The 22,922-nt window shown below is 69.6% G+C and carries 21 protein-coding genes; 8 read left to right on the top strand and 13 right to left on the bottom strand.

Going from position 1 to position 22,922, the window contains the following annotated elements; all coding sequences use genetic code 11:
* Position 1 precedes the first annotated feature (1 nt).
* From AC3RX0_RS09045 to AC3RX0_RS09025, 5 genes are read left to right on the top strand one after another with little or no spacing between them, the layout of a single operon-like run.
* A complete protein-coding gene (locus tag AC3RX0_RS09045) occupies positions 2-913 on the top strand; it encodes a carbohydrate ABC transporter permease (protein ID WP_491505649.1) in 912 nt (303 codons plus the stop codon).
* Positions 910-1,821: a carbohydrate ABC transporter permease gene (locus tag AC3RX0_RS09040; RefSeq protein WP_491505648.1), complete on the top strand. Its 912-nt coding sequence runs from the start codon at positions 910-912 to the stop codon at positions 1,819-1,821. The genes AC3RX0_RS09045 and AC3RX0_RS09040 overlap by 4 nt, the downstream gene beginning before the upstream one ends.
* A 37-nt stretch (positions 1,822-1,858) precedes the next feature.
* Positions 1,859-3,001: a mandelate racemase/muconate lactonizing enzyme family protein gene (locus tag AC3RX0_RS09035; RefSeq protein ID WP_491505647.1), complete on the top strand. Its 1,143-nt coding sequence runs from the start codon at positions 1,859-1,861 to the stop codon at positions 2,999-3,001.
* Between the two features lie 20 nt (positions 3,002-3,021).
* Complete coding sequence (locus tag AC3RX0_RS09030) at positions 3,022-3,855, top strand: SDR family oxidoreductase (protein ID WP_491505646.1); 834 nt, start codon at positions 3,022-3,024, stop codon at positions 3,853-3,855.
* Positions 3,840-4,769 (top strand): dihydrodipicolinate synthase family protein, encoded by a 930-nt coding sequence (locus tag AC3RX0_RS09025; protein ID WP_491505645.1) that lies wholly within the window; start codon positions 3,840-3,842, stop codon positions 4,767-4,769. Before AC3RX0_RS09030 ends, AC3RX0_RS09025 begins: the two co-directional genes overlap by 16 nt.
* Positions 4,770-4,805: 36 nt before the next feature.
* On the opposite strand, the gene AC3RX0_RS09020 is transcribed toward AC3RX0_RS09025, so the two are convergent.
* The 7 genes from AC3RX0_RS09020 to AC3RX0_RS08990 form a co-directional block, all read right to left on the bottom strand.
* Entirely contained in the window at positions 4,806-5,603 is a 798-nt protein-coding gene (locus tag AC3RX0_RS09020) for a DeoR/GlpR family DNA-binding transcription regulator (RefSeq protein WP_491505644.1), read from the bottom strand.
* 56 nt (positions 5,604-5,659) lie between these two features.
* Positions 5,660-6,628 carry a ketose-bisphosphate aldolase gene (locus AC3RX0_RS09015; protein ID WP_491505643.1) on the bottom strand — a complete coding sequence of 323 codons (969 nt, stop codon included), beginning with the start codon at positions 6,626-6,628 and terminating at the stop codon, positions 5,660-5,662.
* Between the two features lie 16 nt (positions 6,629-6,644).
* Positions 6,645-7,283, bottom strand: coding sequence for a class II aldolase/adducin family protein (locus AC3RX0_RS09010; protein ID WP_491505642.1), 639 nt, complete (start codon positions 7,281-7,283; stop codon positions 6,645-6,647).
* A gap of 10 nt (positions 7,284-7,293) precedes the next feature.
* Complete coding sequence (locus AC3RX0_RS09005) at positions 7,294-8,760, bottom strand: FGGY-family carbohydrate kinase (RefSeq protein ID WP_491505641.1); 1,467 nt, start codon at positions 8,758-8,760, stop codon at positions 7,294-7,296.
* Positions 8,757-9,656, bottom strand: coding sequence for a carbohydrate ABC transporter permease (locus AC3RX0_RS09000; RefSeq protein ID WP_491505640.1), 900 nt, complete (start codon positions 9,654-9,656; stop codon positions 8,757-8,759). Before AC3RX0_RS09000 ends, AC3RX0_RS09005 begins: the two co-directional genes overlap by 4 nt.
* A complete protein-coding gene (locus AC3RX0_RS08995; RefSeq protein WP_491505639.1) occupies positions 9,653-10,558 on the bottom strand; it encodes a carbohydrate ABC transporter permease in 906 nt (301 codons plus the stop codon). The genes AC3RX0_RS09000 and AC3RX0_RS08995 overlap by 4 nt, the downstream gene beginning before the upstream one ends.
* Before the next feature lie 64 nt (positions 10,559-10,622).
* Positions 10,623-11,972 carry an ABC transporter substrate-binding protein gene (locus tag AC3RX0_RS08990; RefSeq protein ID WP_491505638.1) on the bottom strand — a complete coding sequence of 450 codons (1,350 nt, stop codon included), beginning with the start codon at positions 11,970-11,972 and terminating at the stop codon, positions 10,623-10,625.
* Positions 11,973-12,251: 279 nt separating this feature from the next.
* Between AC3RX0_RS08990 and AC3RX0_RS08985 the strand changes: the two genes are divergently transcribed.
* The 3 genes from AC3RX0_RS08985 (at position 12,252) to AC3RX0_RS08975 (ending at position 16,578) form a co-directional block, all read left to right on the top strand.
* Positions 12,252-13,238, top strand: coding sequence for a LacI family DNA-binding transcriptional regulator (locus AC3RX0_RS08985; protein WP_491505637.1), 987 nt, complete (start codon positions 12,252-12,254; stop codon positions 13,236-13,238).
* A gap of 171 nt (positions 13,239-13,409) precedes the next feature.
* Positions 13,410-14,924, top strand: a complete 1,515-nt coding sequence (locus AC3RX0_RS08980) for an FGGY-family carbohydrate kinase (RefSeq protein WP_491505636.1) — start codon at positions 13,410-13,412, stop codon at positions 14,922-14,924.
* 22 nt (positions 14,925-14,946) lie between these two features.
* Positions 14,947-16,578, top strand: a complete 1,632-nt coding sequence (locus AC3RX0_RS08975; protein ID WP_491505635.1) for a fucose isomerase — start codon at positions 14,947-14,949, stop codon at positions 16,576-16,578.
* Positions 16,579-16,764: 186 nt separating this feature from the next.
* On the opposite strand, the gene AC3RX0_RS08970 is transcribed toward AC3RX0_RS08975, so the two are convergent.
* The 6 genes from AC3RX0_RS08970 to hemQ all read right to left on the bottom strand — a co-directional run bounded on the left by AC3RX0_RS08970 (position 16,765) and on the right by hemQ (position 22,898).
* A complete protein-coding gene (locus AC3RX0_RS08970) occupies positions 16,765-17,634 on the bottom strand; it encodes an SDR family oxidoreductase (RefSeq protein ID WP_491505634.1) in 870 nt (289 codons plus the stop codon).
* 222 nt (positions 17,635-17,856) lie between these two features.
* Positions 17,857-19,158: a glutamate-1-semialdehyde 2,1-aminomutase gene (gene hemL, locus AC3RX0_RS08965; protein ID WP_491505633.1), complete on the bottom strand. Its 1,302-nt coding sequence runs from the start codon at positions 19,156-19,158 to the stop codon at positions 17,857-17,859.
* Positions 19,155-20,135 carry a porphobilinogen synthase gene (gene hemB / locus AC3RX0_RS08960; protein ID WP_491505632.1) on the bottom strand — a complete coding sequence of 327 codons (981 nt, stop codon included), beginning with the start codon at positions 20,133-20,135 and terminating at the stop codon, positions 19,155-19,157. The genes hemL and hemB overlap by 4 nt, the downstream gene beginning before the upstream one ends.
* Positions 20,132-21,130 carry a hydroxymethylbilane synthase gene (gene hemC / locus AC3RX0_RS08955; RefSeq protein WP_491505631.1) on the bottom strand — a complete coding sequence of 333 codons (999 nt, stop codon included), beginning with the start codon at positions 21,128-21,130 and terminating at the stop codon, positions 20,132-20,134. Before hemC ends, hemB begins: the two co-directional genes overlap by 4 nt.
* Complete coding sequence (locus AC3RX0_RS08950; protein ID WP_491505630.1) at positions 21,127-22,170, bottom strand: ferrochelatase; 1,044 nt, start codon at positions 22,168-22,170, stop codon at positions 21,127-21,129. The genes hemC and AC3RX0_RS08950 overlap by 4 nt, the downstream gene beginning before the upstream one ends.
* On the bottom strand, positions 22,167-22,898 hold the full coding sequence (gene hemQ / locus AC3RX0_RS08945; RefSeq protein WP_491505629.1) for a hydrogen peroxide-dependent heme synthase: 732 nt from the start codon (positions 22,896-22,898) through the stop codon (positions 22,167-22,169). Before hemQ ends, AC3RX0_RS08950 begins: the two co-directional genes overlap by 4 nt.
* Positions 22,899-22,922 lie beyond the last annotated feature (24 nt).

The following is a 22,922-nucleotide window of genomic DNA, read 5'->3' as shown; positions in this document are numbered from 1 at the left end:
GATGACTGTTGCGACAGCGGGGGGTCGGACCGGTGCGAAGCGCCGGTTCGACCCGACCATCCTCATCTTCGTCTCGCCGACCCTGATCCTGCTGCTCGTCTTCGTCGCCTACCCGTTCCTGCGGGCGATCTGGCTGTCGCTGACGAAGACGACCCTTCTGGGCGGCACGGTCGGGTTCGTCGGCTTCGACAACTTCACCGCCCTGTTCCAGGACCCTCAGTTCGGCACGTTCGTGGCGAACTCGCTGTTCTGGACGCTGGGCGGAGTCGGGCTGCAGCTCGTCTTCGGCGTGATCGGTGCGCTGCTGCTGAACCAGAGGTTCAAGCTCCGCGGCGTCGTGCGCGGTCTTGCGATGATCCCGTGGGCGACGCCCAGTGTGCTGGTCGCCCTGATCTGGCTGTGGCTGCTCGACCCGAACCGCGGGCTCATCAACACGCTGCTCGAGAAGGCCGGGATCATGAGCAACCCCGTCGCCTGGCTCTCGGACGCGCACACGGCGTTGCCCACCCTGATCGCGATCGACGCGTGGCAGGGCATCCCGTTCTTCGCCGTCATGGTGCTCGCAGCCCTGCAGGCCGTCCCTGAAGAGTTGAAGGAGTCGGCGCGCACCGACGGGTGCGGCGCACTGGGCGTGTTCCGGCACGTGGTCGTTCCGTCGATCCTGCCGACCGTGCTGATCACCCTTGTACTGCGGCTGATCTGGACCGCCAACTACATCGACCTCGCCTATGTGCTCACCGGCGGCGGGCCGGGTATCGCCTCGACCACGATCCCGCTGCAGTCTTACCTGACGGCGTACAAGCAGGGCCAGATGGGCAGCGGAGCCGCCTATGCGGTCATCCAGGCGATCGTCCTCGCCGTGCTCGTGGTCATCTACCTGCGCCTCACGCAGACGAAGGGGGTCAAGCGATGACCGCCGACACGCTCGTCACGACAGACGGCCTGCACACGGTCCACATCCCGGTGGTGCGCCCACCCGGCAGCCGGTTCCGCGCCCTGCGGCGTCTGGGCCGCACCGGCCTGTACATCCTGATCGTGGGCTGGTTGGTCGCCACGCTCGGGCCGTACCTGGTCATGCTCCTGACCTCGTTCACACCCGGCAAGGAGCTCATCGCGAACGGGATGAGCAGACTGCCCTCAAGCCTCAGCATCCAGGGCTATGTCGAACTGTTCCAGACCACGCCGTTCCTCGACTACATGCGCAACAGCCTCGTGACCGCCCTGAGCACCGTGATCTTCTCGCTGATCGTGGCGTCGGCCGCCGCGATCTCGCTGTCACGGTTCCGGTTCCGCGGCCGCACGGCGCTGCTGACGGTGCTGCTGATCGCGCAGCTGTTCCCGGCTGTGCTGCTGGTGATTCCGCTGTCGACGATGCTCAAGAGCGGCCACCTGCTCGACAGCCCTGTGGGACTCGTTCTCGTGTACACGACGTTCGCGACCCCGTTCGCGACGTACCTTCTGAAGGGGTTCCTCGACGGCCTGCCGCCCGAACTCGATGAGGCGGCCACGGTCGACGGCTGCTCGAAGTTCCAGATGGTGCGGCACATCCTCCTGCCGCTCATGCGGCCCGGCCTGACCGCGGCCGGCACGTACATCTTCATCTTCTCGTGGAACGAGTTCCTCTACGCCCTGACGTTCACCTCGACGACCGCGAGCCAGACGATCCCCGTCGGGCTGCAGCTGTTCATCGGCGACTACCAGGTGCGCTGGGACCTGCTCACCGCGGGCGGCGTCATCGCCGCGGTGCCCGTGCTGCTCGGCTTCATGCTCGTGCAGAAGCAGCTCATCGGCGGCTTGGCCGCCGGCGCGGTCAAGGGCTGACCATCTCACACTTCACTCGATGCGAAAGGCAACACGAATGACATACGCGCAGACCGGCACAGCGCAGGCGACCACCGAGATCCCACGGATCGACGAGATCGAGATCTCACTCGCTCGCGTGCCCCTTCCGCAGGGACCATGGGGCGACCAGATCCACAAGGTGACCGACATCGAGGTCACCGTGGTCGACCTGCGCGCAGACAACGGCCTCGTCGGTACCGGTTTCAGCCACACCTCGGGGATGGGCGCACGCACGATCGGCGCGCTCGCGGCCGAGATCGCCCCCGCGCTCGTCGGCCAGCGCGTCTCGCCGCGCGCTCTCTGGAGCAAGGCTTACCGGTACGTGCACGACATCGGGGGCGCGGGCGTCACGACCCACGCGATCTCGGCCTTCGACATCGCCGCGTGGGATCTGCTCGGCAAGTCCCTCGGCGTCAATGTCATCGACATCATCGGCCGGGTTCGGGATGCAGTGCCCCTCTACGGCAGCGGCATCAACCTGAACCTGTCGGCCGAAGAGGTGGTCGAGCAGGTCCGCCGGTGGAAGGCCGACGGCTACGCGGCCGCCAAGGTGAAGGTGGGCAAGCCCGACCTCGAAGAGGACGTCGAGCGGCTGAGCAAGATCCGCGAAGCCGTCGGCGCGTTCCCCATCGCGGTCGACGCGAACCAGGGCTGGAACTACCCGCAGGCCGTGCGCGCCTTCTCGCGCTTCGAACGGTTCGACCTGCTGTGGATCGAAGAGCCGCTGCCGGCCGACGACATCCCCGGCCACGTGCGCCTCGCCCGCGAGGTGCGCACGCCCATCGGACTGGGCGAGAACGTGTACACCGTCGACCAGTTCGTGCAGTACTTCGACGGCGGCGCCGTCGACTTCGTGCAGGCCGACCTCGGACGGGTCGGCGGCATCACCGGCTATCTCGACATCGCCGCCGCTGCGCGCACCCGCAATCTGCCGATGACGCCGCACTTCGTCATGGAGCTCAGCGCCAGCATCCTGGCCGCTGTTCCCAACATCTCGTACGCCGAGATGACCGACGGCGGCACGTGGACAGACCTCGGCATCTTCGCGTCGACGGGACAGACCCGCAACGGGCACTACCTGCCGCCGACGGCACCCGGCCACGGGCTCGTGCTCGACCGCGACTACCTCGCCGCGCACCGCATCCCGACATCCATCTGAGACTCGAGGAGATCATCGTCATGGAGCGAGGAAGCGACCAGCTGTTCTCGGTGGAGGGCCGCATCGCCGTGGTCACGGGCGCGTTCGGCCAGATCGGCGCAGAGTTCGCGCGGGAGCTGCACCAGCGGGGGGCCCGCGTGGTGGTCACGTCGCGGCACGTCGTCGCCGACCCGGCCGCGCGACTGGGTATCGTCGAGGACCCTGACCGGCTGCTGGCCGTGCAGCTCGACATCACTGACGAGGCGAGCGTCGCGGCGGGGTTCCAGCGCGTGGTGGATGCGTGGGGTGTGCCGACGATCATCGTGAACAATGCGGGCATCGATACGCAACCAAGCGCGCCACCGGAGGTGTCGGGTGCGTTCGAGCAGTTCCCGGCGGAGGTGTTCCGCGAGGTCGTCGACACGAACCTGGTGGGCACATTCCTGGTCACGCAGATCGCGGGCCGGCTGATGCGCGAAGCGGGGCTCGAAGGGTCGATCGTGAACGTCGGGTCGATCTACGGGATGGTATCGCCGGTGCAGGACATCTACGCGTACAAGGCGATCGACACGGGCGTGCCGTTCGTGAAGCCCGTCGCATACTCGGCCGCGAAGTCGGGCATCTACAACCTGACCCGGTACTGCGCCACCTACTGGGGGCGCGAGGGCATCCGGGTCAACACCCTGACCCCGGCTGGGGTATGGCGCGATACCCAGGACGAGAAGTTCCACGCCAACTACGAGGCGCGCATCCCGATCGGCCGCATGGCGCAGGCCGACGAGTACAACGGGGCGCTCGTCTTCCTCGCGTCGGACGCGTCGCGTTACATGACCGGGTCGAACCTCGTCGTGGACGGCGGGTGGACGGCGTGGTGAACGGCGTCGTCGGCGACCGCCTCTTCGTCGCGACCGTCACCCCCATGCGCGAGGACGAGTCTGTCGACCTCGATCGACTGGGGACCCTCGTCGACGTCGACATCGCGCGCGGCGTCGAGGGAGTGTACGTCGGGGGGTCCACCGGTGAGGGGATGCTGCTGTCGGTGGACGAGCGGATCGCGATCGGCCGTGAGGCTGTGCGGGCGGCGGCAGGCCGCGTGCCGGTCATCGCCCATGTGGGCGCGATGACCACTCGGGACTCGATCGCGCTGGCGCGCGCCGCGCAGGATTCCGGCGTCGCCGCGATCTCGATGATCCCGCCGCTGTACTACCAGTACTCGACGGAAGCCGTGATTGCGCACTATCGGGCCGTGATCGACGTCGTCGACATTCCGTTCATCGTCTACAACATCCCCCAGTTCACCGGCCGGGACATCGTCGATGGCGGGTACGACGGCCTGCTCGAGCTGCCGCAGGTCATCGGCATCAAGCACACGTCCCAGAATCTGTTCCGCGCTGAGCGTCTGGTCGCCCGGTACCCGGACGTGCAGCTGATCAACGGGTTCGATGAACTGTACCTGCCGGCGCGCATGATGGGCGCGGCCGCGTCCATCGGCACCACCGTCGGTCTGCAGATCGAGCTGTTCCGATCGTTGCGCGCCCGCGTGGACGGCGGAGACGTCGCGGGTGCGCAGGCCGTGCAGGTGCGGATCAACGAGACCCTCGACGCCATGATCCGTGAAGAGGTGTTCGGCGCCGCGAAACACCTCGTCGGCAAGTACGCCGTCCCGGGCGGTGCATGTCGTCGGCCGATGCCGCCGCTCTCCTCGGGCAGCCTCGGCCGCCTGGATGCGCTCTGGGATCGACTGCAGGAGAGTATCGCCGTCACCGCGCGCGAGGACGCCGTCCGCTAGCCTCGCGGCGACACGCGCCTGTGGGCAGGTCCGGCGTCAGGCGATCAGCACCTCGAGTCCGCTCTCGCGGATCAGGTCGAGCTGCTTCGGTTCGGACTCCTCGCCGGTGATCAGCAGATCGACGTCGCCGAGTGCACAGACGCGACTGCTGCGCACGACGCCGATCTTCGAACTGTCCGCGACGAGCACACGTCGGGCGGCCGAGGCCAGGAGCCGGCGCTTCACGTCGGCCTCGGGAAAGTTCATGTTGCTGATCCCCGACTCCACCGAGACCCCGTTGCAGCCGATGAAGGCGATGTCGGCGCGCACCCGGGACAGCAGTGCATCAGCCATCGGGTCCACGAGGGAGTGCTGCGCCGGTCGCAGGGTGCCGCCGGTGACGACGACGGTCACGCGCGGGTAGGCGGTCTCGAGCTCGAGCGCGATGTTCAAAGCGTTCGTGACGACGGTGACATCTGCCAGCTGCTCGCGCCGCAGCAGCTCGCGCGCGATCGCCGTCGTGGTGGTGCCGACGTCGAGCATGACGACCTGGTGCGGTTTGATCAGCGCGGCCGCCGCGGCGCCGATCCGGGTCTTCTCCGCGGCTGCCTCGGTGGCCGCCACATCGAACGTGCGCTCCAACGTCGCCGATCCCAGGCCCGAGATCGCGCCGCCGTGCACGCGCTGGATCGCGTTCGTCTCGGCGAGTGCCTCCAGATCTGCACGCGCGGTCACCTCGGAGATCCCGAAGTAGTTCGCGAGGAACGTCACTTTCGCGAAGCCACGGCGTTCGATGAGGGCGAGAATGTGCTGTCGTCGGGCCGCGGCAGGCAGGTATCTCGATGGCTGGTTCATCGCTTGCAGTCTCGTCGGGAGCGGCGGCCGCTGTCAACGTGGGCGGGCCGCCGCGCTCACCCGACGGTCACGCGGCCCGCGGAACCGAACTCCCGCATCCGTTGCGCGACGGCATCCGTCATCGCATCGACCGTGATGCCGATCGCGGCGCTCGGCTCCACCGTGACCCGGTCGGCGTCCAGCGCCGCGCGCAGGGCCGCGGTCCACGCCAGGTGCGAGTCCGTCCCCTGGTTGATCTTGCGGATGCCGGAGGCAACACCCTGCTGCTTCTGGGAGGTGTCGATCCCGTACGACTCAGGGAGGGTTCCACCATGCTCGTTGATCGTGCGGACGCTGGCGGCGGGGATGGAGCTGCTGCCGTGCAGGACCAGGAATGTGTCGGGGATCCGGGTGTGGATCTCGGCGATGAGCTCGATCCGCAGCCGCTGTCCCTGCTCGTCGGTGGTGAACTTCACCGACCCGTGGCTCGTGCCCACGGCCACAGCGAGGGCATCGACGCCCGTGCGGGCGACGAACTCGGTCGCCAGGTCCGGGTCGGCGAAGACGATGTCCTCCACGGTGCCGCTCAGGCCCGCCTCGGCGCCGCCGATCGTGCCGAGTTCGCCCTCCACACTGACGCCCCGCGGATGCGCATGCTCGACGACCCTCTTCGTCAACGCGGCGTTCGCGTCGAAGTCCGCGGGCTCGTCGGTCGCAGGGTCACGGCTCGCATCGATCATGACGCTCGTGAAGCCGTGCGCGATGGCGCGGACGCAGTCGTCGAACGTGCGGCCATGGTCGAGGTGCAGCACGGCATCCACGTCCGGGAAGCTCTCGATCAGCTCGCGGAGCCGATCCCACCACCAGCCCTCGTCGTCGTACGGATGCATACCGGCGATCGCCTGGACGATCACCGGAGACCTCTCCTGCCGCGCGGCCCGCAGGACGGCGACGGCCTGATTGAGGTCGGATACGTTGAATGCGCCGACGGCGTAGCCGCCCGACTCGGCGCGGGCGAGGACATCGGAGAGGGTCTTCAGAGCCATGTTCGGGATGCCTCGGTCAGAGCGACGTGGTGATGCCGAGCTTCTCGAACTCGAGGACGATGGGCGTCGGCGTGGCGATGCGCGAGTAGATCTGCACCTTCGCGGCGGACTCCACGGCGACGGAAGTCTTGAATGCGTCGCGGAGGTTCTCGCCGACGGTCAGCAGGCCGTGGTTCGCCCAGACCACCGCGTTCAGATCGCCCATGACGTCGCACATCGCGTCGCCGAACTCGGTGCGGTTGCTCAGCGCGAACGGCATGATCGGGACGTTGCCCTTCGTGTAGATCACCATGTTGACGAGCGTCCCCAGGATCGGTTCGCCGATGACGCCCCACACGTTTGCGAACACCGGCTCGGTGTGCACGATGGCGTTGACATCGGGGCGGCGCCGATACACGGCCATGTGGACGGTGACCTCCGAGCTGGGCTCGTGGCGACCCTCGATGAGGTTCGAGTCCCCGTCGACGAGGACGATGTCGTCGGCGGTCATCCTGTCGTATTCGAGATCGGTGGGAGTGATCAGAAAGCGGTCGGTCTGATCCGGTACCCGGACGCTGATGTTGCCCTGCGTGTTGAAGTTCAGGCCGTACTGCATCGAGCGCAGGCAGTACTCGAGGACCTGCTCCTTGGCAGCGGCCAGATCGAACGTGCTCATGTGGTGTCTCCTAGTCGTTGGCGAGGGTATGGATGGTCGTGGTGGTCGCGGTGTACAGCTCGGCGAAGCGGCCGCGCTGTCGTCGGTACCAGTCCGCGTGCTGCGGATCGGGTCGTACAGGTTCGGCGAGGGACGCATCGGGGAGGTCGTCCAAGCCGGAGAACACGCCGACCCCGATGCCCGCCAGCAGCGCCGCACCGCGTGCCGACGCCTGGCCGGGCACCGCCCGCAGTGGACGTCCCGCGGCACTGGCCCGCACCCCGAGCGCACGCTCGTTCGAGGCACCCGTCCCCACTGCACGGATGTCGCCCACCTCGATGCCTCGGTCAGAGAATGCGGCCGCGATCTTCGCGAGCTCGTATCCCGTCGCCTCCAGGAAGGCCCGCGCCAGTTGCGGGCGCGTCGTGTCCAGTGTGAGACCGGCGATCACTCCTCGGGCGGCCGGATCGTTGTCGAGGGTCCCAGACCCGGCGAGGTACGGGAGGACCAGGAGTGGAGAGGGGATGTCGTCGAGAAGCGTGAACAGGTCGGACACCGGCTCGCGGACGAGGTCGGCGAGCCATTCCAGTGCCCAGCCGCCGGCGGCGGTGCCGGCGAGCGTCATCCACGAGTCCGCGCCTATGGGGTAGGAGGCGAAGCCGGTGCCGTCCACGTCGGGGCGCTGCGCGGTCAGAACCGTGAGACAGTCGCTGGAGCCGAGTGAGAACACGCTCGGGCCGCCGGCGCCGCCGCCGGCGCCGAGGAAGGCGGCAGCCTGATCGTGTACCCCCGCGACGATCGGTGTGCCCGCCTTGACGCCGGTGCGGGCCGCGGCCTCCGCATCGATCGCGCCGATCACGGTTCCGGGTTCGGCCACCTGGGGCAGAGCCGGTGCCGACACGGCGAATCCGGCGGCTTCTGTCGCGGCCGAGAGGATCGTGTCGGACCAGCGGAGGCCCGCGATGTCGAATGTGCCGGTCCGAGCGGCCATCGAGTAGTCCGTTGTCGGCGCGGCCCCCAGCCGTGCAGCCACGAAGGCATCCAGAGTGCGGTAGCCGGCGGCGCGCTTCCAGGCTCCGCCGCCCGCCGCGATCTTGAAGACCGAGAACATGGGATGAAGCGGTTGCCCCGTGATCGTCTGGAACGCGGCACTGCCCACGAGGCCGTCGACGACGGACGCCGCGTGCGTCCCCCGACGGTCCATGCTCACCGGGGCGGGCGCCAGAGCCCTCCCCTGCGCGTCGACGGGGACAACCGCCTCACCCTGGACGCTGAACGACACCGCCGCGACCGGGTCGTTCAGCACGGCCGGAGAGATGACGACGGATGCTATCGCCTCCCAGACCGCGGTCAGCACCGCCTCCGCATCGGTCTCGACGAAATCGCCGGACCGGTTCAGCGGAGTGCGCACACAGTGTTCGGCGATCAATGCTCCGCGGTCGGTGAACGCCGCGACACGGACGCCGCTCGTCCCCAGATCGATCCCGACCAGGCTCATTTGATCGCTCCGGCCAGACCGTTGACCAGATAGCGCTGAATCGACAGGAACACCAGGATGACCGGGATCGAGATCAGGACGAGCACTGCGAACAAGGCGCCGGGCTGGCTGAGGAAGACGCCCTGGTAGGCCAGCGGAACAAGGGTGAGCGGCTTCTTGTCATTGTCGCTGAGGGACACCAGTGGGAGCAGGAAGTCGTTCCACGCCATCATGACCTGCCAGATCACGACCACCGAGATCGCCGGCCGGGCCAGCGGCAGGTAGATGCGCCAGAAGATCTGCCACACATTCGCTCCGTCGATCACCGCAGCCTCGAACGTCTCATAGGGGATAGCGAGAAACGCGGTGCGGATGATGATCACCGCGAACGGCAGTCCGAGCGCCGAGTAGACCAGTACAAGCCCGAGGATCGAGTTGTACAGGCTCAGCGACTGCAGGATCTTGAAGACGGCCACGACGATGCCCGACATCGGCAGTACGAGACCGAGGATGAGGATGCTGAAGAACAGGGCGCGCAGGGGTACGCGCAGCCGCGCCAGGGCGAACGCCGCCATCGCCCCCACGACGACGACGATCAGGACCGATGGCACCGTGATGAGCAGGCTGTTCAGCAGATGCAGCAGGATCGGGTTCTGCTTCCAGACGAGCAGGTAGTTCGAGAACGAAGGCGCCGCGGGGAACATCCCGAAGAACGTCGTCGTCGGGTTGTTCGACGGCATGAGCGACAGGCCGATGACCATGAACACGGGCACCATCCACAGCAGCCCGAGCGGGATGAGCACGAAGTGGAGCCAACGGCGGCGACCCGAGACCCTGCGGCTGTGGTGCACGCGTGGCCGTCCTTGTCGCTTCGCAGCGTCGGCGGTCACCAGACGCTCGGTCAGTGTGGTCGTCATTTCTCGTCTCCCGTGATGAAGCCGGCGCCGAACACCCGGACCATGGACAGCGACGCGGCGACGGCGATGACGATCAGCACGACGCTGATGGTCGACGCGTAACCGACGCTCTGCAGCTGGAACGCCTGCTCGAAGGCGTACGTGGGCAGCATCTCCGATGCGTGCGCCGGACCGCCCTGGGTGAGGACGTAGACGAGCTCGAAGGTCTTCAGCGACCCGATGATGCCCAGGAGCAGAAGGGACAGATGCGTGGACTTCAGCAGCGGGAACGTGATCCGGAGCGTGGTTTGGAATCCGTTCGCGCCGTCGATCTTGGCGGCCTCGAGAACGTTCGCGTCGATGAGCTGCAGGCCGGCGAGGTAGAAGAGCATCGAGAAGCCGGTCCACATCCACACGTTGACGAAGATGACGGCGAAGATCGCGGTGCTCGGGCTGCCGAGCCAGTCGCCCGTGAGCCATGTGATGCCGGTGGCGCGGCCGACCGACGAGATCACGCCACTGGAGGGGTCCATGATCCGCTGCCAGACGATGCCCACCACGACCGGCGACAAGATCGCGGGGATGAAGAAGACCGCACGGTAGGCGGTGCTGGCGAACACGCCGCGGTTCAGCGCGAGGGCGAGCAGGAACCCGATGAGGGACTGAGGGATGATCGTGAGCACGATCCACAGCGCGGAGTTGCGGAGTGTGATCAGAAAGACCGGGTCCTGGAACAGCTGCGCGTAGTTCTGCAGTCCGGTGAAGGTGCCGGCGTTCACGCCGTCCCAGTCGAGCGTGCTCGCCTGGATGTTGTAGACGATCGGGTAGACCACGAACACGGCGAACAGCGCGAGTGCGGGCACGAGGAACGCGAGTCCGGGAAGGTTGCGGGTGAGTCTGGCTCTCACGGTCAGGGCAGTCATGGATGGTCCTCTCAGGGCGCCCCGGTTGTACGCGGCCCGGGGCGCCCTCTCCTGAGTGATCAGATCAGCCGGCGGCGAGGACCTGGTCCTGGATCTTCTGCACGGCGGCGGCCGCCTGCTCCGGCGTCTGCGAGCCGGCGGCCACGGCCGACAGCGCATCGCCGACCGCGGTGTCGATCTTCGGGCTCTCGAAATAGCGCGAGTACTTCACTTTCGGCAGCCAGTCGTTCACGAACGTGTCCCAGATCTGCTTCTGCTTGTCGCTCGTGAACTTCTCGGGGTTCACGCCCTGCACAGCGGGGATGTCGTTCATCGTGTTGACGAGCTTCTGTGCGCCCTCGCCGGCGATCCAATCGGTGAGCACCTTGCACGCGAGAGTCGGGTTCTTCGCGTTCTTCGAAATGCCGAGCGCGACATCCGTGCCGCCGACGTACTGCGACTCGGCCGCGCCGCCCGGGATGGTCGGGAACAGAAAGGGCTGGTAACCGGACATGCCCTTGGACAGCGGAGGGATCGTCGACTGGTCCTTCGTGGGGTCGGACTGCTGGATCCACCAGGCTCCAAGCGGGATCATCGCCGCCTTCCCCGCCTCGAACTGGTTCGCCCCACTCGGGTAGCTGTCGAGACTGAGCGCGCCGTTCTGCGCGATGCCGTCTGTGAACAGCTTCTGCCAGTACTCGAACGCCTTCACGATCTGCGGGTCGGTCCACTTCGCCTCGCCGGACTCCGCCTTGTAGACGTAGCCGGGGTCGACGTTGTTCGCGATCTGAAGGAAGACGACATTCCGCAGCCAGCTGTCCTTCGCGGGCAGCAGGAATGGCGTGTACGAACCGCCCTTCATCGCCTTCACAGTGCTCGCCAGCTCATCCCACGTCCTCGGGATCTGCTGGTTCGCCGAAGAGAACAGATCGGTGTTCGCCCACATGTTCACGGTCTGCACGAGCAGCGGCAGGGCGTAGTAGTCGTCATCACCCTTCGGGTTGCCCAACTGCGCCTGCTCGAGACCGATCGGGTAGAACTTGTCCTTCCAGTTCGCGCCCCAGGTCTTCTCCGCGCACTGGTTCAGCGGCATCAGATTGCTGCGGTACTGCTGGGTCAGCGCCCCGGGCTGCAGGCCGATGATATCCGGCATCGTGTTGGAGCTCGCCCTGGTCTGCAGGTCGACGAGGTACTCCGGGTAGTTGAAGATCGTCGCGTTGATCGTCGTGCCAGGGTGGGCGTCTTGGAAGGCGGTGACCATCTGCTGGGTCGTCTGCTGGATCGGGCTCCACGACCGGAACGTGATCGTGCCGGTGTCGCCGGACTCGGCTCCGCCATTGTTCGGGGCGGCTCCGCCCGCGCAGGCGCTCAAGGCGAGTGCTCCGGCGGCCAAGGTCGCGGCGGCGATCCAGGCTCGCTTGGTCCTGATTGACATGCTGTGTCCTCCGTTACTTCCTTGTACCGATCAGCGCGCAGATGCACGAGGTCTTGGCCGGGAGCCTACGTCAAGCTGAAACCGATTTCGTTCGGGCGCCGGGAATTCTTCCTATATCTCCGCAAATCGTGGAAAACCCAACGCCGGAGACTGTCGAAACCGAAGCCCGGCGCGACAGCCTGCGATCGCGCGCAGACTTCTCATCCTGGTAGGAATCGATTTCATGGGGGTATGGTGAGAGTCGCGCCGCGTCGGCGCGGACTATGCAGGGCGGGGGCCATGGCCACGATCTACGAGGTGGCGCGGCTGGCGGGGGTGTCGCCGGCGACGGTTTCGCGCGTGTTCAATGGGACGAGCGTCTCGGAGGCGAAGACGACGGCGGTGCGCGATGCGGCGCGCCAGCTGAAGTTCAGTCCCAACCGCACTGCACGGTCGCTGCGCCGGCAGGAGTCCGAGGTCATCGCCCTCGTGATCCCCGACATCGAGAACCCGTACTTCACAGAGCTCGCGCGTGGTGTGGAGGACGTCGCGCAGGAGGCCGGCTACTCGGTCGTGCTCTGCAACTCCGATGCCCAGGTCGACAAGGAGGCGCGGTACCTGCAGATCGCCATCGCCGAGCACATGGCCGGTGTCATCCTGGCTGCCGCGGCCGATCACACGAACCTCGACGACATCCTCGCCACCGGGCGGCCTGTGGTCGCCGTCGACCGGAGTACCGGCTACGACGTGGACGGCGTCGTGATGGCGAACCGCTCGGCGGGAAAGGCCGCCACGGAGAGCCTCGTGGCGGATGGCTTTCGCCGGATCGCCTTCATCGCGGGCCCCGAGCACATCGAGACCGCGCAGGAGCGCGCACAAGGCTGGCGATCGGTGATGGGGCGTGAGGGTGTCGCCGACCTCGGCGAGCTCCTGCGGTACTCCACGTTCCAGGTCAATGGGGGCCGTCAAGCCATGGAAGAGCTGCTCGCACTGCCTGTTCCTCCTGACGCCGTCGTCGCCGGCAACAACCTCATCGGTGTCGGAGCGATTCAAGTCCTCACCGAGCGCGGGCTGACTCCGCCGCGACTGGGCGTTGCCGTCATCGGCTCGCTGCCGTTCACGACGCTGTCGCCGAGCGTCGTGACCATCGTGCGGCTTCCCGCCCGGCACATGGGTGTCACGGCGGCGAAGATGCTCCTCGAGCGCATCAGCGGTGACACGCAGCCGGCCCGCACGGTGGTGCTGCGCAACCAGCTGCAGCCCGCGACCGTCTCGCCTCTGCGCTGACCCATCGCTCATCCGCGCGCGTAGTTCCCGGGTTTACGATCGTGCGTCGCGCCGAGACAGGTGGTGTGCGACGCGGGCGCCAGTTCGTGGGGGTCATTGTGCATGAAATCGATTTCGTGTAGCGTGATCGGCGATCCGGATACAGGCGCGGATCCGTTCCAGGAGGTCACGATGCGGTGCACGCTCGGTGTCGACATCGGCACGTCCAGCAGCAAGGGCGTGCTGGTCGACGAGGCCGGTGCGATCCTGGCCACCGCCGTCGTCGCCCACGACGTGCAGCGCCCGCACCCCGGCTGGGTCGAGATGGACGGCGACGTCTGGTGGGACGAGTTCGTCACCCTCGCCCGCGACCTGCTCGCACAGCGCGCCGACGCCGAGGTCGTCGCGGTGGGCGTCAGCGGCATGGGCCCGTGCGTGCTGCTGGCCGACGCCGACGACGTGCCGGTGCGCCCGGCGATCCTGTACGGCGTCGACACCCGCGCCGGCGACCAGATCGCCCGGATGACCGCCGAGCTCGGCGACGACGAGATCACCCGCATCGGCGGCTCGCGGCTCACGTCGCAGGCCGGCGGACCCAAGCTCGCGTGGGTCTTCGACGAGGAGCCGGATGCCGCGGCCCGCGCCCGCCGGCTGTTCATGCCCGCGTCGTGGCTCGCGCGGCGCCTCACCGGCGCGTACGTGCTCGACCACCAGTCCGCCAGCCAGACCAGCCCCCTCTACGACGTCGAGCGCGGTGCGTGGCACGAGCCGTGGTGGGACCGGTATGCGCCCGGCATCGAACGCCCGCATCTGCTGTGGGCGGGGCAGATCGCCGGCACCGTGACCGACGTGGCGGCCGAGGCCACGGGGCTCGCCGCCGGCACCCCGGTCATCGCGGGCACGATCGACGCGTGGACCGAGGCGGTCAGCGTCGGCGCGCACGAGGTCGGCGATCTGATGCTCATGTACGGCACGACGATGTTCCTCATCGCCACCGGCGAGCGCACCCTGCGCACCCCGTCGATGTGGACCACCGTCGGCGCCTTCGAAGGCACCCGCAACCTCGCCGGCGGCCTGGCCACCTCGGGCGCGCTCACCGCGTGGCTCAAGGACCTCGCCGACGCCGACTATCCGACGCTGCTGGCCGAGGCCGAAGCCTCGGGCCCGGGCGCGCGCGGCCTCGTGATGCTGCCGTACTTCGCCGGCGAGCGCACCCCCATCCTCGACCCCGACGCTCGCGGGGTGGTCGCGGGTCTGACCCTCAGCCACACCCGCGGCGACCTGTACCGCGCGGCGCTCGAGGCCACCGCCCTCGGCGTGCGTCACAACGTCGAGACGATGCGGGCCGCGGGCGCCGACATCCGGCGCATCGTCGCAGTGGGCGGCGGTACGCAGGGCGCGCTGTGGCTGCAGATCGTGTCGGACGCCACGGGCCTGACCCAGCAGGTGCCGCAGACGACGATCGGCGCGAGCTACGGCGCCGCGTTCCTCGCCGCCACCGCGATCGCCGCTCCGGGCGCCGCGCCCCACATCGACGAGTGGAACCCGGTCGCGGCGACCATCGCGCCCGACCCCGCGGCATCCCCCGTCTACGACGCCCTGTTCGACCGGTACCTGCGGCTGTACGCGGGGACGAAGGACGTCGTGCACGAGCTGGCCGCCGACCAGCGCGGCGGCGCCTTGGCCGGCATGCGCCGCGAACACTGACCACTCAACCAACGGAGACACCATGAGCTATACACTCCCCACTCCCGCCGCCCGCCCGGTCGCTGCCCCGAACACGGTGTACCTGATCACCTCGGGCGACCTGCGCGAGTCGGCCAACGTCGCCGGCTGGCCGGTGCAGGCGGCGACCGAGGCCGCCGTGACGGCCGCCTTCGGGCAGCTCGGCTGGAGCGTCGTGCGCGCGTTCGAGGTCGACCCCGAGCGGGGGCACGGCTATATCCGCAGCCAGCGGATGGGTATGGAGGTGTTCAAGAACATCCCCGAAGACGCGCCGCTGGTGGTGGCGATCGCGAACTGGCAGTACTCCCACCACGTGCTCGCGGGGCTGCGCACGCACCGCGGCCCCATCCTGACGACGGCGAACTTCGCGCCGGACTGGCCGGGCCTGGTCGGCCTGCTGGGCCTGAACGCGGGCCTGACCAAGATGGGCAAGCCGTACTCGACCATCTGGTCGGTCGACTTCACCGACGACTGGTTCCGCACGGGCCTTGCGGAGTGGATCGAGACGGGCCGCGTCACCCATGACGCATCGCACGTGCGCGACCTGCCGGCGCTGCCGGAGAGCCCCGAGGTCGAGCTCGGGCAAGCCCTGGGCGACCAGCTGCTGGCCGACAAGGCCATCATCGGCGTGTTCGACGAGGGCTGCATGGGCATGTACAACGCCATCTTCGATGACGAGCTGCTCAACGGCACCGGGATCTACAAGGAGCGGCTGAGCCAGTCGGCGCTGTACGCCGAGATGCTCGAGGTCGGCGACGACGAGGCCGACGCCGCGTACGACTGGTTGATCGACCACGGCATGACGTTCGAATACGGCGAGGATGCCGCGACCGAGCTGACCCGTGACCAGGTGCAGTGGCAGCTGAAGATGTACATCGCAGCGCTGCGGATCGCCGACGACTTCGGCCTGGACGCGGTCGGCATCCAGTACCAGCAGGGTCTGAAGGACCTCGTGCCGGCGTCCGACCTGGCCGAGGGCATCCTGAACTCCACCGAGCGCCCGCCGGTGCTCTCGCGCGACGGACAGCGCGAGCTGCACGCCGGTCGCGCCTTCCCGCACTTCAACGAGGCCGACGAGGGCGTCGCCGTGGACGCCCTGATCACGAACCGGGTGTGGACGGCGATGGGCTTGAACCCCGACACCACGCTGCACGACGTGCGCTGGGGCGAGGAGTTCGACGGGCGGTTCGTCTGGACGTACGAGATCTCGGGGTCCGTGCCCGCCTCGCACCTGGGCGGCTGGGACCACGCCATCGGCTGGCGCCAGGGGCACGTGTTCTTCCCCGCCGGCGGCGCCACGATCAACGGGGTGTCCAAGCCCGGCGAGGTCGTGCTCTCGCGCGTCTACATCGCCGACGGTGCGCTGCACGCCGACATCTTCCGCGGCACGGTCGTCACCCTGCCCGAGGACGAGACACAGCGCCGCAAGGACGCCACGAACCCCGAATGGCCGATCGCGCACGTCGTGCTGCACGGGCAGAGCCGCGACCAGTTCATGGCACGGCACAAGGCCAACCACGCCCAGCTCGTCTACGCCCCCGACGCCGAGACCGCCGACAGGGCCCTCGTCGCCAAGGCCGCGATGTTCGATCGGCTCGGCATCGCGGTGCACCTGGTCGGCGACGTCACGCTGTGACACGAGCGATTGTTGCGGACGCGCCGTTCAGAACTCATCCGATCTGGACCTCGGGTGGGGTGATCCGCCCGATTTCGGCGCGTCAGAGCGCGGATCAGATGAGTTGTGAACACAGGAGAGCACCGGTCGGCCTGCCGCAGTCGGCCGACCGGGGGCGGTCAGCCGCAGCCGGCTGACCGGGGGCGGTCAGCCCAGGCCGAGGCCGCCGTCGCTGGTGATGACCTGTCCGACGATCCAGGCGCCGCCGGTGGCGAGCCAGCCGATCAGGGCGGCCGGGTCGTCCGGGCGACCATAGCGGCCGAAGGGCGTCTCGGCGCGCAGGCGTTCGATCTCGTCGAGCGACCTGTCGGTGGTCTCGGGATCGAGATAGCCGGTGTTCACCGGGCCGGGGTTGATCGTGTTCAGCACGATCCCGAGCTCGAGCAGCTCGGCGGCGACGGTTGCGGTGACACCGGCCAGCGCCGCCTTGCTCGTCGCGTACGCCACCTCGCCGCGCATGGGCCCCTGCTGCTGGCCAGAGGTCATCCAGAAGACGCGACCGGTCGGCTCCGGGTACGGGCGGCCGCCGCCGATGCGGTCGCCCGGCCGGGCCGCCGCATCCGTCACCGGCGCATGCGCACGCGCGAACAGCGACGTGAGCAGCAGCGTCGAGCGCGTGTTGGTCTGCCAGAACGCGTCGAGGGTCGTGGCGGTCATGTCGAGGATGCCGCCGTCCCCGCCGCTGCGCGCGTGGTTGCAGACGAGGATGTCGACGCGGCCGGTCAGCGCCGCCGCGGCGTCCCATGTGTCGGCGACGCCGTCATCGGTGGTCAGGTCTGCGCTCACGTCGGCGAACCGTGCATCGTCGGTGGTGGCATCCCGCACACCCGCGCGGACCGCATCCAGGTCGTCGCCGCCCCACGGCAGGGCGAGGTCGTGCGGGCGGAAGTGGTGGATGACGACGCTCGCGCCGAGGCCGGCGAGCGTGCGGGCGACGGCGTAGCCGATGCCGCGGCGGCGCGAGACGCCGGTGACCAGCGCGGTCCTGCCCGCGAGGGCAAGGGGTGCAGAAGACATGGGTGAACCTCTCTGTGCGGAGTGGGTGCGGGGGCGGTTCACCGGCATTGCATGGTCTCAGCGTAGTGGGGGCGCGCGATGACGTCGCCGCGAGCGCTCACCGTGTTCAGAGCGCAGGAAGATCGTCCGATCCGGCTGCCACCGGACGGCGTGTCGCGGTGCACAGCGCAGATCGTCCCGCGAGCTGAACGTGGCGGCTCGGGGAAGGGCGGCAGCGACGGCTCAGGGCCGGGCGGCGGCGGCACGCGCCGCGGCCGGAAGCGCATCGAGCACGCGCGACACCGCCGCGTCGTCGTGTGCGGCGCTGACGAACCAGGCCTCGTACGCGCTCGGAGGCAGCGAGACGTCGGCGTCGAGCATCGCGTGGAAGAACGGGCCGTACCGGAACGCCGCCTGCCGCTGCACGCCCGCATAGTCGTGCGCGAACTCCCGCTGGAACTGGATGCTGAACAGGTTCCCCGCGCGCGAGATGACGTGCTCCACCCCGGCCGACGACAGCGCGTCGTCGACGGCGGCCGAGATCGTCGCCGCCACCTCGTCGACGCGTGCATAGACGGAGGCATCCGCGGCGTGCAGCGTCGCCAGGCCCGCGGCCACCGCGACCGGGTTCCCCGACAGCGTGCCGGCCTGATACACCGGACCCAGAGGCGCCAGGTGCTCCATGATCTCGCGCCGTGCGCCGAGGGCGGCCAGCGGCATCCCGCCGCCGATGACCTTGCCGAACGTGACGATGTCGGCGGCCACGGGCTCCAGGCCCAGCCATCCGGCCGGCGACACCCGGAACCCGGTGAGCACCTCGTCGACGATCAGCAGCGCGCCGTGATCGTGCGCGGTCTGCGCGAGGAACGCGTTGAAGCCCGGCTCGGGCGCGACCACGCCCATGTTGGCCGACGCGGCCTCGACGATGATCGCCGCGATCCGCGGGCCGAAGTCGGCAAACGCCGCCTCGACGGCCGCGCGGTCGTTGTAGGGCAGCACGAGCGTCTGCGCCGCGATCTCGACGGGAACCCCGGCCGAGGCGGGCAGCGCGAGGGTCGCCAGGCCGCTGCCGGCATCGGCGAGCAGCCCGTCGGAGTGGCCGTGGTAGTGCCCGGCGAACTTGATCACCAGCGAGCGCCCGGTGACGCCGCGCGCGAGCCGGATCGCCGTCATGGTCGCCTCGGTGCCGGTCGAGACCAGGCGCACCTGCTCGACGACCGGGGGCGTGGTCACCGGCGCGAGGCGCGCGATGACGGCTTCGGCGAGCTCGGTCTCGGCGGGCGTCGACGCCCCGAACGAGAGGCCGCGCGAGACGGCCTGGTGCACGGCATCCACCACCTGCGGGTGGGCGTGCCCGAGCAGCAGCGGGCCCCACGAGCAGACCAGGTCGACGTATTCGCGGCCCTCGACGTCGACGACGTACGGCCCGTGCCCCGACACCAGGAACCGCGGCGCGCCGCCCACCGAGCGGAACGCGCGCACCGGCGAGTTCACGCCTCCGGGGATGACGGTGGATGCCTCGGTGAAGGCCGACTCGTTGCTCACGCGTTCCTCTCCCACGCCGCGAGCTCCAGCGCCCAGTAGGTCAGCACGGCGCCGGCGCCGGCACGCAGGATGCCGGTCACGCTCTCGCGGATGGCCCGTTCGCGGTCGATCCAGCCGTTCGCCGCGGCGGCCTCGATCATCGCGTACTCGCCCGAGACCTGGTAGGCCCACACCGGCACCTGCGCGGTCGCCGCGACGTCGGCCAGCACGTCCAGATAGCTCATCGCGGGCTTGACCATGAGCACGTCGGCGCCCTCGGCCTCGTCGAGCGCGGCCTCGCGCAGGCCCTCGATCCGGTTGGCCGGATCCTGCTGGTACGTGCGCCGGTCGCCCTGCAGCTGCGAGTCGACGGCCTCGCGGAACGGGCCGTAGAACGCCGAGGCGTACTTCGCCGCATAGGCGAGGATCGCCGTGTCGATGAGGCCCGCGCCATCCAGCGCGTCGCGCACGGCGGCGACCTGGCCGTCCATCATGCCCGACAGGCCCAGCAGCTGCGAGCCGGCGTCGGCCTGTGCCAGCGCCATGTCGCGGTACCGCTCGAGCGTCGCGTCGTTGTCGACCCCGCCGCGCGCGTCGAGCACGCCGCAGTGGCCGTGGTCGGTGAACTCGTCCAGGCACAGGTCGGTCTGCACGACGAGCGCGGAACCGGCCTCGGCGACCGCGACCCGGGTCGCCCGGTTGAGGATGCCGTCGGCGTCCGTGGCACCGGATCCGATCGCGTCGCGGGCGGCCGGGATGCCGAACAGCATGACACCGCCGATGCCGGCGGCCGCGGCATCCTGCACCGCACCCTTCAGCGAATCGAGCGTGTGCTGCGCGACACCCGGCATGGACCCGATCGGGGCCGGCTCGGCGATGTCTTCGCGCACGAACAGGGGCAGGATCAGCTGCGCCGGGTGGATGCGGGTCTCGGCGACCAGCCGCCGCATCGCGAGCGTGGTGCGCAGGCGGCGGGGACGGATGACGGGGGAGCTCATGCGGTGCCTTCCGGCGTGGACCCGGTGGACCCGGTGGTTCCGGGGACGAGATCGGCGGCGCCGTCGGCGAGCATGCGCGAGACGACTTCGCGGGCGGCGGTCGCGGCGGCGTCCGGGTCCGCGGACGCCGCGTCGATCGTGATGGATGCCGCGACCCGCCGCGTGCCGTCGAGGCTGTACGCGGCGGCGGCCAGGGTCAGGGCGCCGGACTCATCGAAAGCGGCGGTCGCGCCCAGCGGCGCGGAGCAGCCCGCCTCGAGCCCGGCGAGCACGCCCCGCTCGGCGGCCGCGGCGGCGGCGGTGGCGGGATCGTCCACGCGGGCGAGCGCGTCGGACAGCAGGGTGCCGGCGGCATCGGCCTCGCGCACCTCGACGGCGAGGGCACCCTGGGCGGGAGCCGACGGCCAGGCCTCGAGCGGCATGGGCTGGGCGGCGACGTCGGTGCGGCCGAGCCGCGCCAGCCCGGCCGCGGCGAGCACGAGCGCGTCGAGGCGGTCGGGTCCGTCGGCGGTGAGCCGGGCCAGACGCGAGTCGACGTTGCCGCGGATGTCGACGACCTCGAGGTCGGGGCGCAGCGCCCGCACCTGGGCGATGCGACGCGGCGAGCCGGTGCCGACGCGGGAGCCCGCCGGCAGATCCTCGAGCCGGGTGCCGTCGCGGGTGACGATCATGTCGCGCGCGTCTTCGCGGGCGGGGACGGCGCCGATCACCAGGCCCGGTGACGGCGCGGTGGGCAGGTCCTTGAACGAGTGGACGATGACGTCGCACTCCCCGGCGCGCAGGGCGTCGCGCAGGGCGGTGGCGAACACGCCGGTGCCGCCCAGGCTCGACAGCGACGCCCGCGACGTGTCGCCGTGGGTCGTGATGCGCACGATCTCGATGCTGACCGGGTCGCCCGAGGCGGCCAGGGCTTCGCCCAGCTTCTGTGCGACCTGCTTGGTCTGGGCGACCGCCAGGGCGCTGCCGCGGGTGCCGACGCGCAGGGCGATGCTCATCGGGCGGAAGCCATCGCCGGCCGTCCGCCGACGGCGGCGTGGTCGGGCCACGGGCCGAGCGCGGTCAGGTGCGGACGCTGCCCGGCGGGCGTGGCATCCACCCGCTCTTCGATCAGGTCGACGAGGCCTGCGACGAATGCGGGGTGCACCCCCGGAGTGGCCACGCGCGCGAAGTCCACGCCCGCGCCGGCCGCGGTCTCGGCCGCCTCGGTGTCGAGGTCCCACAGCACTTCCATGTGGTCGCTGACGAACCCGATCGGCACGACGATCACGCGCTCGACGCCGACGGCGGCCAGGCGCCGGATCTCGTCGTTCACGTCCGGCTCGAGCCAAGGCGTGCGCGGGTCGCCGCTGCGCGACTGGTAGCACAGCGAGTAGGGCACGCCGGGCGCCGCCGCGGCCGCGATGACGTCGGCGATCGCGAGGTGCTGGGCGACGTAGGCGCCGCCCTCGCCGAACCGGGGGCCGGATGCCGCGGCCGCCGCGGTCGGGATCGAATGCGTGACGAACAGCACGTGCGTGTTGGCCGTGCCGGGGCCGACCGCCTCGCGCAGCCCCTCGACGAACGGGGTCACGAAGCCGGGGTGGTCGAAGAACTCGCGCAGCCGGTCGATCGTGACGGTGCCCTCGAGCCCGGTGTCGGCGAGTGCCTGCTCGAAGTTCTCGCGGTACTGCCCGACGCCCGAGTACGACGTGTAGGCGCTCGTGACCACGGCCAGCAGACGGTCGTGGCCGGCCGCGTGCGCGTCGCGTACGGCGCCGGCGAACAGCGGGCCCCAGTTGCGGTTGCCCCAGTGCACGGGCAGGTCGATGCCGCGGGCCGCGAGCTCGGCCTCGAGCGCCGCCTTCAGCGCGCGGTTCTGCGCGTTGATCGGGCTGACGCCGCCGAAGTGCCGGTAGTGCACGGCGACCTCTTCGAGCCGCTCGTCGGGCACGCCGCGCCCGCGCGTGACGTTGCGCAGGAACGGGATGACGTCGTCCTGCCCCTCGGGGCCGCCGAAGCTCGCCAGCAGCACGGCGTCGAATGCGCCGGCGGTCACGCGAGCACCTCGGCCACGTCGGCCGTGCCGATGCGCCGACCGGTGAAGAACGGGGTCTCTTCGATCACGTGCAGGCGCGCGTCGACGTAGCGCAGCGTGCGCATCATGTCGACGAGGTCGGTGAGCTCGTCGCTTTCGACGGGCACCACCCACTCGTAGTCGCCGAGCGAGAACGCGGCCACGGTGTTGGTCAGCACGCCCTTGTAGGCGGCGCCGGCCCGGCCGTGCTCGGCGAGCATGCGGCTGCGCTCGCCGTCGCGCAGCAGGTACCAGTCCTTGCTGCGCACGAACGGGTAGACCGCGAGCCACTGCTTGGCCGCGACGCCGCGGACGAACGCCGGGACGTGCTCACGGTTGAACTCGGCTTCGCGGTGCGCGCCGGCGAGGTTCGTGTGCGGGGTGAGCGCCGCGATCGCGGGCACGCGGCGCAGGGTGCGCAGCGCGGCCTGCAGGGCCTCGGGGCTGTCGCCGTGCAGCCAGAACATCAGGTCGGTGTCGGCCTTGAAGCCCGACACGTCGTAGATGCCGCGGACTTCGACGCCCGACGCGGCGATGTCGGCGACGGCCCGGTCGAGATCGGCGGCCGCGGTCGCGAGCACGTCGGCGCCCACCCCGGATCGGGGCCGGGTGAACACGGCCCACAGCGTGTAGACGGGTGCCTGCGGCTGCTCGTTCGATCGGGGGGAGGTGGATGCGGCGGAAGTCACGCGTTCTGGCACGTCAGCCATTGTCGACCTGCTTTGTGTGAGTTC

Source organism: Microbacterium sp. W1-4-2, from assembly GCF_058349885.2.
This window is presented reverse-complemented; position numbering and strand designations above follow the sequence as displayed.